Genomic DNA, 14,771 nt, shown 5'->3' on the forward strand with positions numbered 1-14,771 from the left:
GTGGGGAAACGCCCGGTTAACCGTTCCGATCCCGGTAGCTAAGCCCATGTCATGCTGATGGTACTGCAACTTGGTGGTTGTGGGAGAGTAAGTGACTGCCGCAATATTCTTTGATGGTGGGGGCACTCCTTTGTTGGGTGCCCCCACTTTCTGCATTCATGCACCGGACCGGGTGTCGCGCCGGTTGGGGTGTCTGCTGTAGTCAGCTGGGGGTGTCGAGTCCGAGGAAGCGGCGGACTGCCTCGGTGCCGGTGACCTCGACCGGCTCGGGCCCGCGAATGATGTCGGCAGCCGGCAGCATCAGCTGGTGCTCCGTGTGCGCTTTGCCGTCCTGGACGACGATGCGCTTCTGCCCGTTGGGGGAGTAGCCGAGCTTCTCGGAGACCCGGCGACTCGGATCGTTGCCGTCGATATGCGCGGTATGGAAGACCTCGACGTCGAAGTGATCGGTGAACGCGGTGACGACGGCACGACGCATCTGCGTCCCGTACCCCTGACCCTGCTCGGCCCGTGCCAGCCACGATCCTGTCGTCACCGACTTCGTGGCGAGGAAGTCCTTGCCGGTGATGCCCTGCAGGCCGATGACCCGTCCATCGACGCGGACGGTGAACTCGATGGTCCACTCCTGCCGTGAGAAGTTCGCCCGAGTGGCCCACTGGAACTGAGCGATGTTCGTCGCGATCTCCTCATCGGTTCCCGAATCCCAGTCGACGAGGAATGCCGGCGCAGTGTCACGCCGGACTCCGCCACGGGCGATCTCTGCGAGTTCGGGATAATCGGACTCCCGTGTCGGCGTGAGTTCCATCGTTCCCATCGTGATGCGCAGCCCGAAGGGCGGCCAGATCGCTGCCAAATCCATGCCCCGAGTCTAGGCCTCAGCGACCCCGAAGGGGGCTCAGCGTGCCGGAAGGGGACTCCGCGTTCCGACATCGACATGTCGCGCGCCCATCGGGTGCGGAGAGGGGCGGGTCAGCGGGGGCCGATCGTGCCGTAGGCCTTGCGCCACCGCAGCAGCGGCTGCGACTTGCCGCTGTCGGCACCGGCGCCGAGGGCGATGACCTCCCCGACGACGAGACTGTGGGTGGCGACGGTGAGGATGTCGGTGAGCCGGAGCTCGAACCAGGCGATCGCGCCGTCGAGCACGGGCTGTCCCGACCGCGGGGCAGGGAAGTTCCCGATCCCGCCGAGCGCACCGTAGAGAGGCTGACCCGAAGCGCCGAGCCGTTCGGAGAGATCCCGCTGATCAGAGGCGAGGACGGAGATCGCGAAATGGTCGCTCATCTCCAAGGTCTCCATCATCCGCGACCCCGAGTAGATGCTCACCGCCATCGTCGGCGGGTCGTAGGAGACGTCGAGGAACGAGTCGACCGTGATCGCATGCGCCGCCTGCCCGCGCCTGGCCGAGACCACGGCGACAGCGGCGGCGATGTCGTCACTGAGCTCGCGGTAGCGCTCTGTGAGCGAATACTCGTGGGACCGATCCATGGTTCCCATTCTAGGGAACTACAATGGAGCCATGACCTATCCAGCTACAGGCGGTTCGGCGACGATCGAGCGCGAGCAGAGCGAGCAGCTTGTCGAACCCGGTGACCACGAACGGTACAGCCACTACGCGCCCAAGGACAAGATCATGGAGTCCATGGTCACGGGCACCCCGCTCATCGCCCTGTGCGGAAAGGTGTGGGTGCCGAGCCGGGACCCCGAGCGCTTCCCCGTCTGCCCGAAATGCAAAGAGATCTTCGAATCGATGCCTGAAGGACCCAAGGAGTAAATGGCCGCGGAACGTCTCCCAGGGACCTCCGCCGCCGAACAGCTCCCACCGGCCTTCCCCGAGCGCGCAGCGTGGGGAACGGCCGGCAAACTGCGCGCATGGCAGGCCGAGGCCCTCGACCTCTACTTCCGGGACCAGCCCAAGGACTTCCTCGCCGTGGCGACCCCGGGCGCCGGCAAGACGACGTTCGCGCTGCGCCTGGCCGCCGAACTCCTCGCCCAGCGCGTCGTCAACCGCGTCACCGTCGTCGCACCCACCGAACACCTCAAGGTCCAGTGGGCCGACTCGGCCGCGCGCGTCGGCATCAAACTCGACCCGCACTTCAAGAACTCGCAGGGCAAGCACGCCCCCGGGTACCACGGAGTCGCCCTCACCTACGCCCAGGTCGCTGCGAAGCCCGCACTCCACCACAACCGCACCGCTGCCGGGCGAACCCTCGTCATCCTCGACGAGGTCCACCACGCCGGTGACGCCCTGTCCTGGGGCGATGCCGTGCGAGAGGCCTTCGGCCCGGCGGTGCGACGCCTGTCGCTGACCGGCACCCCGTTCCGGTCGGACACCTCGCCGATCCCGTTCGTCACCTATGCCCCCGACGCCGAGGGCATCCGCACCTCCGTCGCCGACTACTCGTACGGCTACGGCCGCGCACTCAAGGACTCCGTCGTCCGCCCCGTCCTCTTCCTCGCCTACGCCGGTGCGATGTCGTGGCGGACGAAGGCCGGAGACGAGATGTCGCACGTCCTCGGCGAGGAGACGACGAAGGACATCAACTCCCAGGCCTGGCGGACCGCGCTCGATCCCGCCGGCGACTGGATCCCCGCCGTGCTCAAAGCTGCCGACATCCGGCTGACCGAGGTCCGCCGCACCGTCCCCGACGCCGGTGGCCTCGTCATCGCCACCGACCAGGACGCCGCCCGCGCCTATGCGAAGGTGCTGCGCGAGATCACGGGGGAGAGGCCCACCGTCGTCCTCTCCGACGAAGCCGGCGCCTCCGCGCGCATCGAGGAGTTCCAGAACTCGACGGACCGGTGGATGGTCGCTGTGCGCATGGTCTCCGAAGGCGTCGACGTCCCGCGTCTGTGCGTCGGCGTCTACGCGACCTCGTCGTCGACCCCGCTCTTCTTCGCACAGGCCATCGGCCGCTTCGTGCGCGCCCGCAAGCGCGGGGAGACCGCCTCGGTGTTCCTGCCCTCGGTCCCGATCCTCCTCGCCCTGGCCAACACGATGGAGGTCGAACGCGACCACGCCCTCGACCGGCCGCGCAACGAGGACGAGAACGACGTCGTCGTCTTCGATGATCAGGCCCTCGAACAGGCCAACCGCAACGAGGGCGCGTCCGACCAGCTCGGGTCGTTCGAAGCCCTCGGCGCCGAGGCGCTCTTCGACCGGGTGCTCTTCGACGGCGGTGAGTTCGGCACCGGTGGCGCGATCGGCTCCGAGGACGAACTCGACTTCATCGGCATCCCCGGCCTCCTCGAACCCGAACAGGTCCACGAGCTGCTGCGCACCCAGCAGGCCAGGCAGGCGCAGCGGAAGACCGCGGCGGCACCGCCCGCGGCAGAGGTCCACACCAGCGAACTCGAGCACCGGGCGATGAAGGAGGAGCGCGACCAGCTCCAGAGCCTCGTCGGCGCGTGGTCGCGGCGGACCGGCACCCCGCACAAGAACGTCCACGTCGAACTCCGCAGAGCGTGCGGCGGCCCGGCGGTCGCCCAGGCCACCCGTGAGCAGATCCAGGCGCGGATCAAGAAGCTTCAGGACTGGTTCATCGGCCGGAAGTGACGCGGCCTCAGTTCGCGTAGAAGACCGTGGGAATCGCCGGTTCGCCGTCCTGGAGGCGGCGGGCCGACCGCGGCAGCTCGGCCAGCGACTCGTCGTGGCGGGCGCATGCCTTCTTCACTCCGCCGGGACCGGTGTACGATTCGTCGACCTCACCGGCGACGACGAGATCGACCGACAGATGCCGTCCGTCGTCGAGATCGGCGGGCAGATCGGGAATGCCGACGGCCTCCTCGACGGCGATCGCCCCGTCGATGAGGCGCCTGGCCTCCTTGTGGCCGCCGCGGGAGGGCTTGCCGCTGGAGTTCTTCGCCACCGCCGTCCACGTTCCCGCTTCGTCGGCGCGGGCCACGAGCTTGTAGACTAGCCCCGCAGCCGGCGCCCCTGACCCGGTGACGACCCGGGTGCCGACACCGTACGCGTCGACGGGGGAGGCCGCGAGCGCGGCGATCGCATACTCGTCGAGGTCGCTCGTCACCGTGATCGTCGTGTCCTTGGCCCCGAGGCGGTCGAGTCCGGCCCGCACCTCGCTGGCCTGTTCGATGAGGTCACCCGAATCGATGCGGACCCCGCCGAGGCGGTCGCCGGCGAGGTCGATCGCCGTCCGCAGCGCCTCCTCGACGTCGTAGGTGTCGAGGAGCAGCGTCGTGTCGGTGCCCAGCGACGACAGCTGCGCGGCGAACGCCTCGCGTTCGGAGTCGTGGAGGAGCGTGAACGAATGGGCCGAGGTGCCGATCGTCGGCAGGCCGTACTCGAGGCCCGCGGCGAGATTCGACGTCGAGGAGAATCCGCCGATGACGGCCGCGCGGGCGGCCGCGACGGCGGCATGTTCGTTCGTCCGCCTCCCGCCCATCTCCGCGCACGGACGATCGCCGGCGGCCTGCGCCATCCGGGAGGCCGCGGAGGCGACAGCGCAGTCGTAGTTGAGCGCGGAGAGGATGAGGGTCTCGAGGATGACGCCCTCGGCGAAGCTCGCCTCGATCGTCAGCAGCGGTGAGCCCGGGAAGTAGATCTCCCCTTCGGCGTACCCGCGGATCGTGCCGGTGAACCGGTAGTTCGCGAGCCAGTCGATGGTCTCCTTGTCCACGATCTGCTCACGGCTGAGGAAGCTCAGCTGCTCATCGTCGAAGCGGAAGTCCCCGAGCATCTCGAGGATCCGACCGGTGCCGGCGACGACGCCGTAGCGGCGCCCGGCGGGAAGGCTGCGGCCGAAGACCTCGAAGAGGCTGCGGCGGTGAGCAGCTCCGGATCTCAAGGCGGCCTGCACCATCGTCAATTCGTACTGATCGGTGAAGAACGCAGTGGAACCGGTGCGTGTGAGATCACTCATAGGCGCGATCTTACGTCACGACAGCCTCGGCGATCTGCCGTATTGTGGAAACGTGAGCAATCCAACGACCCCTGTTCTCGAGCCCGATGTCCGGGAGCGGACCGACCAGGACAGGGCCCGACCATGGAAGACCGTCGTCTTCAACGACCCGGTCAATCTCATGAGCTACGTCAGCTACGTCTTCCAGAGCTACTTCGGCTATTCCGCGGAGAAGGCGCACACGCTCATGCTCGAAGTCCACGAGAACGGGCGCTCTGTCGTCGCCACCGGCGGACGCGAGGAGATGGAGCGCGACACCCAAGCGATGCACGAATTCGGCCTATGGGCCGCGTGCCAACCAGAAACAGGATCCGACTGACGCATGGCCGCCATAGATGCTCGAGGGGACGACGTCGTCCTCAGACTCGAGGACAACGAACGTTCCCTCATGCTCACCGTCTTCACCGACCTCGCCGCGCTCCTGAGCGAGGAGACCGAGGACGGCGATGAGGACAGCCGCCCCGATTCGGAGAACTGGGAGGCCCGTCTCGGCCTCATCGAACGGCCCCGTCCCGACGACCCGGCCCTGCTCCGTCTCTTCCCCGACGTCGACCCGCTCGACGAGGAGCGGTCCGCTGAGTTCCGTCGCCTCACCGAATTCGATCTCGCGCAGGCGAAGGCGCACAACGTGCGGATCATCCTCATGGGTCTGCGCCGCGGAGCCGCGATCACCCTGACCCGCGACGACGTCCTCGCGTGGATGAAGGGACTCAACGACCTGCGGCTCGTCCTCGCCGTGCGCCTGGGCATCGACACCGAGGAGGCTCAGGAGGAGACGTACGCCCGCCGCGGCGAGCTCGACGAATCCGAAGAGCTCACGCTCACCCTCTACGACTTCCTCACCTGGATCCAGGACCGCCTGACGACGTCCCTGCTCGCGGAGATGCAGGGGGACGAGGACGCATGAGACTCACCGCCCTCGGCACCGCCGGGTCGTTCCCCGGACCCGGATCCGCCGCCAGCTGCTACCTCGTCGAGACCGACGAGGAGTCCCCGACGAGGATCGTGCTCGACCTCGGATCCGGGGCGCTCACCCCGCTCCAGCAGGCCGTCGACCTCGACTCCGTGTCCGCGGTCGTGCTCAGCCACCTCCATCCCGACCACTGCATGGACATGATGGGGCTCTACGTCCGGCACTGCTACGACCCGCGCTTCTTCAGCGGCGACATCACCGACACCGGCACCATCCGGACCCGCACGACCGTCCTCGCCCCGGCCGGGGCGAAGGAGCGGCTGACCCGGGCCTACCAGACGCCGCCGGGCAAGTCCCCGGTCGCCGAGGGCTGCGAGGACACCGACTTCGGTCGGCCCTTCGAGTTCGTCGACCTCGACGACCGCGCGGTGATGACCATCGGGTCGCTCACCGTCGAGGCCTTCCTCGTCGCCCATCCCGTCGAGACCTACGCGCTGCGGATCACCGATGCGAACGGCCGCGTGCTCGTCTACTCCGCCGACACCGACGAATGCGACAACCTCGTCGCCGCCGCCGCCGGCGCTGACCTCTTCCTCTGCGAAGCCGCCTTCCAGGAGGGCCGGGACACCGTGCGCGGCGTCCACCTCACCGGTCGCCGCGCCGGCCGCGTCGCCGCGACCGCCGACGTCAAGTCACTCGTGCTCACTCACATCCCGGTGTGGACGAACTGCACGATCGTCCGCGGTGAGGCCGCAGGCGAGTACCGTGGACCCATCGAACTCGCGAAGCCCGGAGCCTGGTGGACCGTGTGAGGCCGCCTCGCCGACTCCGCCGACGACCGACCAGCCACCAGCCACCACCGATCAGCCACCACCCACCGAGACTGAGGACGGACGAATCATGACGCGCGCCGACGGACGACAGGCGGACGAACTCCGCGATGTGAAGATCACCCGCAACTGGATCACCACCGCCGAGGGCTCGGCGCTCATCGAGTTCGGCAACACCCGGGTGCTGTGCGCGGCCTCCCTGACCGAGGGCGTGCCCCGCTGGCTCAAAGGCCAGGGCCGTGGCTGGGTGACCGCAGAGTACGCGATGCTCCCGCGCGCCACGGACTCCCGCAGCACCCGCGAATCCGTCAAGGGCAAGCTCGGGGGCCGCACCCATGAGATCTCCCGCCTTATCGGCCGCAGCCTGCGCGCCGTCATCGACATGACGAAGCTCGGGGAGAACACGCTCGTCCTCGACTGCGATGTCCTCCAGGCCGACGGCGGCACCCGCACCGCATCGATCACCGGCGCCTACGTCGCGATGGCCGATGCCATCGAGCGCGGACGCTCGAGCGGCATCATCCCGGCCGCGAACCGTCCGCTCATCGACTCCGTCGCCGCGATCAGCGTCGGCATCGTCGAGGGCCGGCCCGTCCTCGACCTGCCCTACGTCGAGGACTCGACGGCCGAGACCGACATGAACGTCGTCATGACCGGGTCGGGCAAGTTCGTCGAGGTCCAGGGCACTGCCGAAGGCGCCCCGTTCGATCGGGACGAACTCGGTGCCCTCCTCGATCTCGCCGCGAAGGGCTGTAAGGACCTCACCGAACTCCAGGCCGAAGTGCTCGGCCGATGACGACGTTCGTCCTCGCCACCCACAACGAGAAGAAGAAGCGCGAGCTCCTGGCCATCCTCCTGCCCGTCCTCGGGGAGGACACCACGGTGCTCACCGCCGCCGAGGCGGGACTGCCCGATGTCGCCGAGACCGGGGTGACGTTCGAGGAGAACGCGCTCATCAAGGCCCGGGCCGCGGCGCGGGCCACCGGGAAGACGGCGATCGCCGATGACTCCGGCATCGCCGTCGACGTCCTCGGCGGAGCCCCTGGCATCTTCTCCGCCCGCTGGGCCGGTCGGCACGGAGACGACGCCGCGAACCTCGAGCTCCTCCTCGCCCAGCTGTCCGACATCGCCGCCGAGCACCGCGGCGCCCAGTTCCGCTGCGCGGCCGCCGCCGTCACCCCCGACGGACGCGAATTCGTCACCGAGGGGGTCATGCCCGGGCACCTGGCGACCGCACCGGCCGGGGACGGCGGATTCGGCTACGACCCGATCTTCATCCCCAGCGGGTCGGAGATCAGCGCCGCCGAGATGACGCCGGAGGAGAAGAACGCCCGTTCGCACCGGCGCATCGCCTTCGACGCGCTCGCCGCGATCCTCGGCGCCGAATCCGGACTCTGAGACCGCCTCGGTGACGGGGTCCCTGCCGCAGGCAGCAGTCCCGTTCCAGATCAGCCGCTCACGATGTGACCCCCGCCACGTTCACGGGGCCCGGGCTCGGATACACTGACAGAGCCGATGGGCATCCCGAACTACGAGGTGAACGATGAAGACTCCGCGCGCCACACTCCTGGTCGCGGCCGCAGCCGCTGCGACCCTGTTCCTGTCAGCGTGCTCCGCGGGAGCCTCGGACCCGGGGGAGGGGCAGAACGACTCGATGGCGATCGCGTTCACCGCCGAACCGGTCAACCTCGACTTCACCTCGACCTCCGGGGTGGCGATCCCCGAGGCGCTCATGGAGAACGTCTACGAATCCCTCGTCCGCGTCGACGAACAGGGCAAGATTCAGCCCGCCCTCGCGCAGGAATGGGACGTCTCCGATGACCGGCGGACCTACACGTTCACCCTGCGCGACGGAGTGACGTTCTCCAACGGTGCGGAGCTGACGAGCGAGGACGTGAAGTACTCGTACGAACGCGTGCAGAACGAATGGCAGAACCCGCTGAAGTCGAAGATGGACATCGTCGAGGAGATCACAACTCCCGATGACTCCACCGTGGAGATCACCCTGGCGAAGCCGTCGAACATTTGGCTGTTCAACCTCACCACCCTCGTCGGCGCCGTCTTCGACACCGCCGGCACCGACGATCTCGCGAACCAGGCGATCGGGACGGGCCCGTATGCCGTCGACTCGTTCACGCGCGGACAGTCCATCGACTTCGTCGCCCGCGACGACTACTGGGGTGAGCAGCCCGCGGTGGCCAACGTCGAGTTCAAGTACTTCAAGGACGCGGTGTCGGCGGCGAACGCCCTGAAGTCCGGGGAGATCGACGTCGTCTCGAACCTGCAGGCCCCGGAGCTCGCCAGCGAATTCCAGAACGACGACTACCAGATCGTCTCCGGAACGACGAACGGCGAAGTCGTCCTCTCGATGAACAACGCCGAGGGCATCTTCGCCGACAAGACCGCACGCGAGGCCGTGATGTACGCCATCGACCGCCAGGCCGTGCTCGACACCGCCTGGGCCGGCTACGGGGAGCTCATCGGGTCGATGGTTCCGCCCACGGACCCGTACTACGAAGACCTCACCCAGGTGTGGCCCTACGACCCGGAGAAGGCGAAGTCGCTCGTCGACGAGGCGGGGATCAGCGGCGAGGAGTTCGCCTTCACCGTGCCGAACCTGCCGTATGCGAAGGCGATCTCCGAGATCGTGTCCTCCCAGCTCGAGGCCGTCGGGCTCAAAGCGCGAATCGAGACACAGGAGTTCCCCGCCGTGTGGCTCGACAAGACGTTCACGAAGCACGAATACGACATGTCGGTGATCAACCACGCCGAACCCCGCGACCTGCTCACGGTGTTCTCCTCCGACTACTACACCGGCTACGACGACACGAAGATCAAGGAGCTCGCGGAGAAGGCCGACACCGGCACCGAGGAGGAGTACATCTCCGGCATGAAGGACATCGCGCGCACGATCACCGAGGATGCCGCCGCCGACTTCCTCTTCCTCTTCCCCAACCTCGTCGTCGCGAAGGCCGACGTCAGCGGGATCCCGGCCAACCGCGTCTCCGACGCCTTCCGCATCGCCGATCTCAGCTGGGCGTGAGACCCGTCGCCCATGCTCGCCTACATCCTCGGTCGGTTCGTCCAGTTCCTCCTCTCCCTCTTCGTCGCCTCGGTGATCGTCTTCGCGCTGATGAGCGTCCTGCCGGGCAACGCGGCACAGGTGGCGCTGGGAACGAACGCGACACCGGAGGCCGTCGCCGCCCTCGAAGCCCGGTACGGTCTCGATGAGCCCCCGATCGTCCGCTACCTCGACTGGGTCGGCGGCATGGTCCAGGGCGACTTCGGCACCTCGTACGTCACGGGCACGCAGATCACCCCGGTCATCGTCGACAGCGTCCAGGTCACCGCGATCATCGTCGTCACCGCGATCGTCCTCGCCGTCGCCATCGCCGTGCCGTTGGGCACCTTCGCCGCCCTCGAGCAGCGCAACTGGGTGGGCGCGACGATCTCCGCACTCAGCCAGATCGGGATCGCGATCCCCAACTTCCTCGCCGCCATCCTCCTCGTCATGGTCTTCTCCCTCACCCTGGGATGGTTCCCCTCCCAGGGGTGGACGGCGCCGATCGAGGGCTTCGGCGACTTCCTCGCAGGCCTCGTCCTCCCTGTCGTGGCCCTGGCCCTCGTCCAGGCCGCGATCCTCACCCGCTACGTCCGCTCGGCGGTCCTCGACGTCATGCGGGAGGACTTCATCCGCACCGCCCGGGCGAAGGGCCTGACCCGCACCCGGGCGCTCTTCGCCCACGGTCTGCGCAATGCCGCGATCCCCGTCATCACCGTCGCCGGCGTCCAGCTCGCGACCCTCCTCGTCGGCGCCGTCGTCATCGAGCAGATCTTCGTCCTCCCCGGCATCGGCTCGGAGCTCGTGCGGGCCGTGGCCAACCGCGACCTGCTCACCGTGCAGGGCATCGTCATGGTCCTCATCGTCCTCGTCCTCATCATCAACTTCATCGTCGACCTCCTCTATCCCGTCGTCGACCCGCGTCTGAGGAATGCCGCATGAGCGAGCCCAACCCCCGCGACACCGTCGCCACCGACCCCGCCGCAGCGGCACCTGCCGTCCCCAAGCGGAGGCGACGCCGCCTCGGTGCGCCGCTGCTCATCGGGGGCGTCCTCGTCGCCCTCATCGTCGTCCTCGCGCTCATCTCCTTCGTCTGGACGCCCTATGATCCGGGTGCCGTCGACCCCGCCGCGCGACTCGAATCCGCGAGCCCGGCGCACCCCTTCGGCACCGACCGGTTCGGCCGTGACACCCTGACGTGGATCATGGACGGGGCGCGGATCACGCTCCTGGTCGGCGTCGTTGCCGTCGGCATCGCCCTGCTCATCGGCACCCCGATCGGCATCCTCGCCGCCGTCTTCGCCCAGTACCCGTGGGGCGGGTGGATCGGCGCGGCGATCATGCGCGCCAACGACATCCTCCTCGCCTTCCCCGCCCTGCTCCTGGCGATCATCTTCGCCGCCGTCTACCAACCCGGCACCGGACCGGCGATGGCCGCCGTCGGCATCGCCTCGATCCCCGGGTTCGCCCGCGTCGCCCGCTCCGGCACACTGCAGGTGCTTGGTTCCGACTACGTGCGCGCGGCCCGCGCCGCCAACCGCAGCCCCGGCGCGATCGCCGTCGTCCACGTCCTGCCGAACATCGCCGGCATGGTCATCGTCCAGGCGTCCGTGACGTTCGCCATCGCCGTCCTCGCCGAGGCGGGTCTGTCCTTCCTCGGTCTCGGCACCCAGGCGCCGGTGCCGTCGTGGGGACGGATGCTCCAGGAGTCCCAGCAGTTCCTCACCACCCACCCCGAACTCGCGCTGTGGCCGGGCCTCTTCATCGCGCTCGCCGTCCTCGGGTTCAACCTCCTCGGCGACGGCCTGCGGGACCGCTTCGACCCGAAGATGGAGGTGCGCTGAGATGGCCGAGACCCTCCTCGACGTCGCCGGGCTGACGATCACCCCGGCCGATTCGGGCGCCCCCGTCGTCGACGGCGTGTCCCTGACGATGGCGCCGGGGGAGCGGGTCGGACTCATCGGGGAGTCCGGATCGGGGAAGTCCCTGACCGCGCTGTCGATCATGGGGCTGCTGCCCGAGGAGCTCTCCGCCGCCGGTTCCGTGACCCTGGCGGGCTTCGACGGCAACGTCCTCGAAGCGAGCGAACGGCGACTGGCCCGGATGCGCTCGGATCTCGTGTCGATGGTGTTCCAGGAGCCGATGAGCGCGCTCAACCCGCTCATGCGCGTCGGCGACCAGATCGCCGAGGTGCTCCGCCTCCACGGCGGCGTGCCACGGGCTGAGATCCCCGCGCGGGTCCGCGACCTCCTCGTCAGCGTGCACATGCCCGACCCCGACGGGGCGCGGTTCGCCTATCCGCACCAGCTCTCCGGCGGCCAGCGGCAGCGGGTCATGCTCGCCATCGCACTCGCGAACTCGCCGCGCCTGCTCATCTGCGACGAGCCGACGACCGCGCTCGACGTCACCGTGCAGAAGCACATGCTCGACCTCATCTCCGAACGCGTCGACGCTGTGGGGGCGGGTCTCCTCTTCATCACCCACGACCTTGCCGTCGTCGCCGGCCTCTGCGACCGCGTCATCGTCATGCACGGGGGCCGGATCGTCGAGACCGGCAGCGTCGTGGAGGTCTTCACCGACCCCCAGCACGCGTACACGCGCGGCCTCCTCGCCTCCTCCGACCTCGAGGCCACCGATGAGAACGGACGGCTCTTCACGCTGCGCACCGCAGGGGAGTACGCGGGGCCCGGCGGAACCGAGCGGTCGGACCCGCTCTCGAGATTCGCCCCGCCGTCCCCCGGTGGGGCGACGGACAGGCCGGTGACCGCCTCGGCGCGCGGCGTCGTCCAGCGGGCACAGTCGGCACCCGAGGGGGGAGACCCGGACCCGCTCATCGAGGTCGCCGGTGTCTCGAAGCTCTACCGCACGGGCGGACTCCTCTTCCGGCGCCGCCGGCCCGTCCAGGCCCTCGAGAGCATCGACCTCAGCGTCGCCCGCGGACAGCGGCTCGGCATCGTCGGCGAATCCGGGTCGGGGAAGTCGACGCTGCTGTCCATCCTCGCCGGCCTCGACACCCCGACGACCGGGCATGTGCGCGTCGGCGACATCACCGTCGAATCGGCGTCCGCGGCAGACCTGAAGACCCTGCGCGAGCACCTGCAGATCGTCTTCCAGGATCCGTTCGCCTCCCTCGACCCGCGCATGCGCATCGCCGACATCGTCGCCGAACCGCTCATCGCCAAGGGCATCGGACGGGAGGAGCGGGAGGCCAGGGTCGAGGAGATGCTGCGTGCCGTCGACCTCGACCCGGCCACGATGCGCCGCTACCCGCACCAGTTCTCCGGCGGGCAGCGGCAGCGGATCTCGATCGCCCGTGCCCTCGTCTCCCGCCCGCAGATCCTCGTCGCCGACGAACCGGTCTCCGCCCTCGACGTCTCCGTGCGCGCGCAGGTGCTCAACCTGCTCAGCGACCTCGTCGACGACTACGCCCTCACCCTCGTCTTCGTCTCCCACGACCTCGGCGTCGTCCGCCACCTGTGCTCGGACGTCGTCGTCATGAAGGACGGTCGCATCGTCGAGGCCGGCACGACCGAGGGCGTCTACGCACACCCGCGTGAGGAGTACACGAGAAGCCTCATCGCGGCGACGCCCAACCTCGCCGAGGCGCTCGCCGGCGCCCGCTGACCCCGAGAAGAGAGAAGGACGACGATGACCTTGGCCGACCGCTCAGCTGCGGAGATGACGGCGGGCTTCGCCGCCGGGGACTTCGATCCGCGCGACGTGTTCGCTGCCGTGGCAGAGCGGATGGACGCATGGGAGCCGGTCATCAACGCCCTCGTCCACCGCGACGATGCGCGGTCGACCGCGGCTGCCGAGGCGAGTGCCCGGCGGTGGCGGGAGAACCGACCGCTCAGTCGCCTCGACGGGGTGCCGGTGACGATCAAGGAGAACATCGCACGCCGGGGAGTGCCGATGCCCTCGGGACATGCCTGGGTCGAGGTTCCCGTCGCCGACAATGATGCGCCGATCACCGAGCGACTTCAGGAGGCCGGTGCCGTCATCGTCGGGTCGACGACGATGCCGGACTGGGGGATGCTCTCGTCCGGGGTCTCCTCCCTCCACGGGATCACCCGCTCCCCGCTCGACCCGAGCCTGACGACCGGAGGGTCGAGTGCGGGAGCCGGAGCTGCGGCCGCTGCCGGGTACGGTCCGATCCACATCGGTTCGGACATCGGCGGGTCGATCCGCCTGCCGTGCACGTGGTTGGGGCTGGCCGGTCTCAAGCCGAGCTTCGGACGGGTTCCCCTCGACGTCCCCTACTTCGGACGCTGCGCGGGACCGCTCGCACGGTCGATGGCCGATGTCGCAGCGGTGATGCCCGTCATCTCCGCCCCCGATGACCGCGACTACTCCCGGCTGCCGCGGTTCGCCGCCGATGCCGAGGAAGACCTCGGGACTGTCGGACTCAACCCGGATGCGGCCTTCTCGCCGCGGGGACTGCGGATCGGTCTCCACCTCGACGCCGGCTGCGGTGAGCCGGTGGATCCGGAGGTCGCGGCGGTGATCGCCGAGGCGGGGCGGACGTTCGCCGCGGCCGGTGCCGAGGTCGTCGACGTCGACCCGTTCATCGACGACGACCTGCTGCGGGACATGGATCTGTTCTGGCGGGTGCGGTCGTGGACTGACCTGCGCGCTCTGCCGGTGTCCGAGCAGGACCTCATCCTGCCTTATATCCGGCAATGGGCGCAGGGCGGAGCCGACGTGCCGGGCACGACGCTCATGGACTGCTATCACAGCGTCCAGGAGATCCGCCGGCGCACCATCGCCGCCACCGGCGGGTTCGACCTCGTGCTCTCGCCGGTCGCCCCTGGAGCGGCCTTTCCCGCCGAGTGGCCGATGCCGTATCCGGACGCGACCGAGAAGATGGGCCACATCGGCTTCACGATGCCCTTCAACATGTCCGAGCAGCCGGCGGCGGCTGTCCTCGGCGGGTACACTGGGCTGTGTCAAGTTTCGTAGACGATCTCTTTGTGGATCAGGCGGCGATCGCGGCCTGAAGGGTGTAGTCGGCGCGCGCTTCGGCGGGCGTGCGGTAGCCGAGGCTCGAG

15 protein-coding genes are annotated in these 14,771 nt (G+C 68.8%); 12 read left to right on the forward strand and 3 right to left on the reverse strand.

The annotated features are described in order from the left end of the window. Positions 1 to 202: 202 nt before the first annotated feature. Both FFS20_RS16315 and FFS20_RS16320 read right to left on the reverse strand, forming a co-directional pair. Positions 203 to 859, reverse strand: a complete 657-nt coding sequence (locus FFS20_RS16315) for a GNAT family protein (RefSeq protein ID WP_137826858.1) — start codon at positions 857 to 859, stop codon at positions 203 to 205. 110 nt (positions 860 to 969) lie between these two features. After that, a complete protein-coding gene (locus FFS20_RS16320) occupies positions 970 to 1,485 on the reverse strand; it encodes a flavin reductase family protein (protein ID WP_137826859.1) in 516 nt (171 codons plus the stop codon). A 31-nt stretch (positions 1,486 to 1,516) separates the two neighbouring features. Here FFS20_RS16320 and FFS20_RS16325 point away from each other — a divergent pair, with 31 nt between their 5' ends. Together FFS20_RS16325 and FFS20_RS16330 are read left to right on the forward strand one after the other, a co-directional pair. After that, positions 1,517 to 1,771 carry a DUF3039 domain-containing protein gene (locus FFS20_RS16325; RefSeq protein WP_137826860.1) on the forward strand — a complete coding sequence of 85 codons (255 nt, stop codon included), beginning with the start codon at positions 1,517 to 1,519 and terminating at the stop codon, positions 1,769 to 1,771. Next, positions 1,772 to 3,553, forward strand: coding sequence for a DEAD/DEAH box helicase (locus tag FFS20_RS16330; protein WP_137826861.1), 1,782 nt, complete (start codon positions 1,772 to 1,774; stop codon positions 3,551 to 3,553). It begins immediately after the preceding gene. A 7-nt stretch (positions 3,554 to 3,560) separates the two neighbouring features. Here the strand turns inward: FFS20_RS16330 and FFS20_RS16335 are convergent, their stop codons facing one another. Then, the gene (locus FFS20_RS16335) at positions 3,561 to 4,880 is read right to left on the reverse strand and encodes a nicotinate phosphoribosyltransferase (RefSeq protein ID WP_137826862.1); all 1,320 of its coding nucleotides are present in this window, start codon (positions 4,878 to 4,880) and stop codon (positions 3,561 to 3,563) included. Positions 4,881 to 4,932: 52 nt separating this feature from the next. Between FFS20_RS16335 and clpS the strand changes: the two genes are divergently transcribed. From clpS to FFS20_RS16385, 10 genes are all read left to right on the forward strand, one after another. Beyond that, positions 4,933 to 5,238, forward strand: coding sequence for an ATP-dependent Clp protease adapter ClpS (clpS, locus tag FFS20_RS16340; protein WP_137826863.1), 306 nt, complete (start codon positions 4,933 to 4,935; stop codon positions 5,236 to 5,238). A gap of 3 nt (positions 5,239 to 5,241) precedes the next feature. After that, positions 5,242 to 5,826, forward strand: a complete 585-nt coding sequence (locus tag FFS20_RS16345) for a DUF2017 family protein (protein ID WP_137826864.1) — start codon at positions 5,242 to 5,244, stop codon at positions 5,824 to 5,826. Next, a complete protein-coding gene (locus tag FFS20_RS16350) occupies positions 5,823 to 6,644 on the forward strand; it encodes an MBL fold metallo-hydrolase (protein WP_137826865.1) in 822 nt (273 codons plus the stop codon). The genes FFS20_RS16345 and FFS20_RS16350 overlap by 4 nt, the downstream gene beginning before the upstream one ends. A gap of 88 nt (positions 6,645 to 6,732) precedes the next feature. Continuing rightward, the gene (gene rph / locus FFS20_RS16355) at positions 6,733 to 7,458 is read left to right on the forward strand and encodes a ribonuclease PH (RefSeq protein ID WP_137826866.1); all 726 of its coding nucleotides are present in this window, start codon (positions 6,733 to 6,735) and stop codon (positions 7,456 to 7,458) included. Then, the gene (gene rdgB / locus FFS20_RS16360) at positions 7,455 to 8,060 is read left to right on the forward strand and encodes an RdgB/HAM1 family non-canonical purine NTP pyrophosphatase (protein WP_137826867.1); all 606 of its coding nucleotides are present in this window, start codon (positions 7,455 to 7,457) and stop codon (positions 8,058 to 8,060) included. Before rph ends, rdgB begins: the two co-directional genes overlap by 4 nt. A gap of 145 nt (positions 8,061 to 8,205) precedes the next feature. After that, complete coding sequence (locus tag FFS20_RS16365; protein ID WP_137826868.1) at positions 8,206 to 9,705, forward strand: ABC transporter substrate-binding protein; 1,500 nt, start codon at positions 8,206 to 8,208, stop codon at positions 9,703 to 9,705. 12 nt (positions 9,706 to 9,717) lie between these two features. After that, a complete protein-coding gene (locus FFS20_RS16370) occupies positions 9,718 to 10,665 on the forward strand; it encodes an ABC transporter permease (RefSeq protein ID WP_137826869.1) in 948 nt (315 codons plus the stop codon). Further along, positions 10,662 to 11,567: an ABC transporter permease gene (locus FFS20_RS16375; protein WP_137826870.1), complete on the forward strand. Its 906-nt coding sequence runs from the start codon at positions 10,662 to 10,664 to the stop codon at positions 11,565 to 11,567. The genes FFS20_RS16370 and FFS20_RS16375 overlap by 4 nt, the downstream gene beginning before the upstream one ends. 1 nt (position 11,568) lies before the next feature. Next, complete coding sequence (locus FFS20_RS16380) at positions 11,569 to 13,347, forward strand: ABC transporter ATP-binding protein (protein WP_137826871.1); 1,779 nt, start codon at positions 11,569 to 11,571, stop codon at positions 13,345 to 13,347. Positions 13,348 to 13,371: 24 nt separating this feature from the next. After that, the gene (locus tag FFS20_RS16385) at positions 13,372 to 14,682 is read left to right on the forward strand and encodes an amidase (RefSeq protein WP_137826872.1); all 1,311 of its coding nucleotides are present in this window, start codon (positions 13,372 to 13,374) and stop codon (positions 14,680 to 14,682) included. Positions 14,683 to 14,771 lie beyond the last annotated feature (89 nt).

The sequence above is a fragment of the Brevibacterium sp. 2SA genome, assembly GCF_005502845.1.
Lineage (GTDB): Bacteria > Actinomycetota > Actinomycetes > Actinomycetales > Brevibacteriaceae > Brevibacterium.

Excerpts from the sequence above, each read along its gene's own strand:
- FFS20_RS16315 (WP_137826858.1), bottom strand. The coding sequence starts at position 859 with ATGGATTTGGCAGCGATCTGGCCGCCCTTCGGGCTGCGCATCACGATG.
- FFS20_RS16320 (WP_137826859.1), bottom strand. The coding sequence starts at position 1,485 with ATGGATCGGTCCCACGAGTATTCGCTCACAGAGCGCTACCGCGAGCTC.
- FFS20_RS16325 (WP_137826860.1), top strand. The coding sequence starts at position 1,517 with ATGACCTATCCAGCTACAGGCGGTTCGGCGACGATCGAGCGCGAGCAG.
- FFS20_RS16330 (WP_137826861.1), top strand. The coding sequence starts at position 1,772 with ATGGCCGCGGAACGTCTCCCAGGGACCTCCGCCGCCGAACAGCTCCCA.
- FFS20_RS16335 (WP_137826862.1), bottom strand. The coding sequence starts at position 4,880 with ATGAGTGATCTCACACGCACCGGTTCCACTGCGTTCTTCACCGATCAG.
- FFS20_RS16345 (WP_137826864.1), top strand. The coding sequence starts at position 5,242 with ATGGCCGCCATAGATGCTCGAGGGGACGACGTCGTCCTCAGACTCGAG.
- FFS20_RS16350 (WP_137826865.1), top strand. The coding sequence starts at position 5,823 with ATGAGACTCACCGCCCTCGGCACCGCCGGGTCGTTCCCCGGACCCGGA.
- rph (WP_137826866.1), top strand. The coding sequence starts at position 6,733 with ATGACGCGCGCCGACGGACGACAGGCGGACGAACTCCGCGATGTGAAG.
- rdgB (WP_137826867.1), top strand. The coding sequence starts at position 7,455 with ATGACGACGTTCGTCCTCGCCACCCACAACGAGAAGAAGAAGCGCGAG.
- FFS20_RS16365 (WP_137826868.1), top strand. The coding sequence starts at position 8,206 with ATGAAGACTCCGCGCGCCACACTCCTGGTCGCGGCCGCAGCCGCTGCG.
- FFS20_RS16370 (WP_137826869.1), top strand. The coding sequence starts at position 9,718 with ATGCTCGCCTACATCCTCGGTCGGTTCGTCCAGTTCCTCCTCTCCCTC.
- FFS20_RS16375 (WP_137826870.1), top strand. The coding sequence starts at position 10,662 with ATGAGCGAGCCCAACCCCCGCGACACCGTCGCCACCGACCCCGCCGCA.
- FFS20_RS16380 (WP_137826871.1), top strand. The coding sequence starts at position 11,569 with ATGGCCGAGACCCTCCTCGACGTCGCCGGGCTGACGATCACCCCGGCC.
- FFS20_RS16385 (WP_137826872.1), top strand. The coding sequence starts at position 13,372 with ATGACCTTGGCCGACCGCTCAGCTGCGGAGATGACGGCGGGCTTCGCC.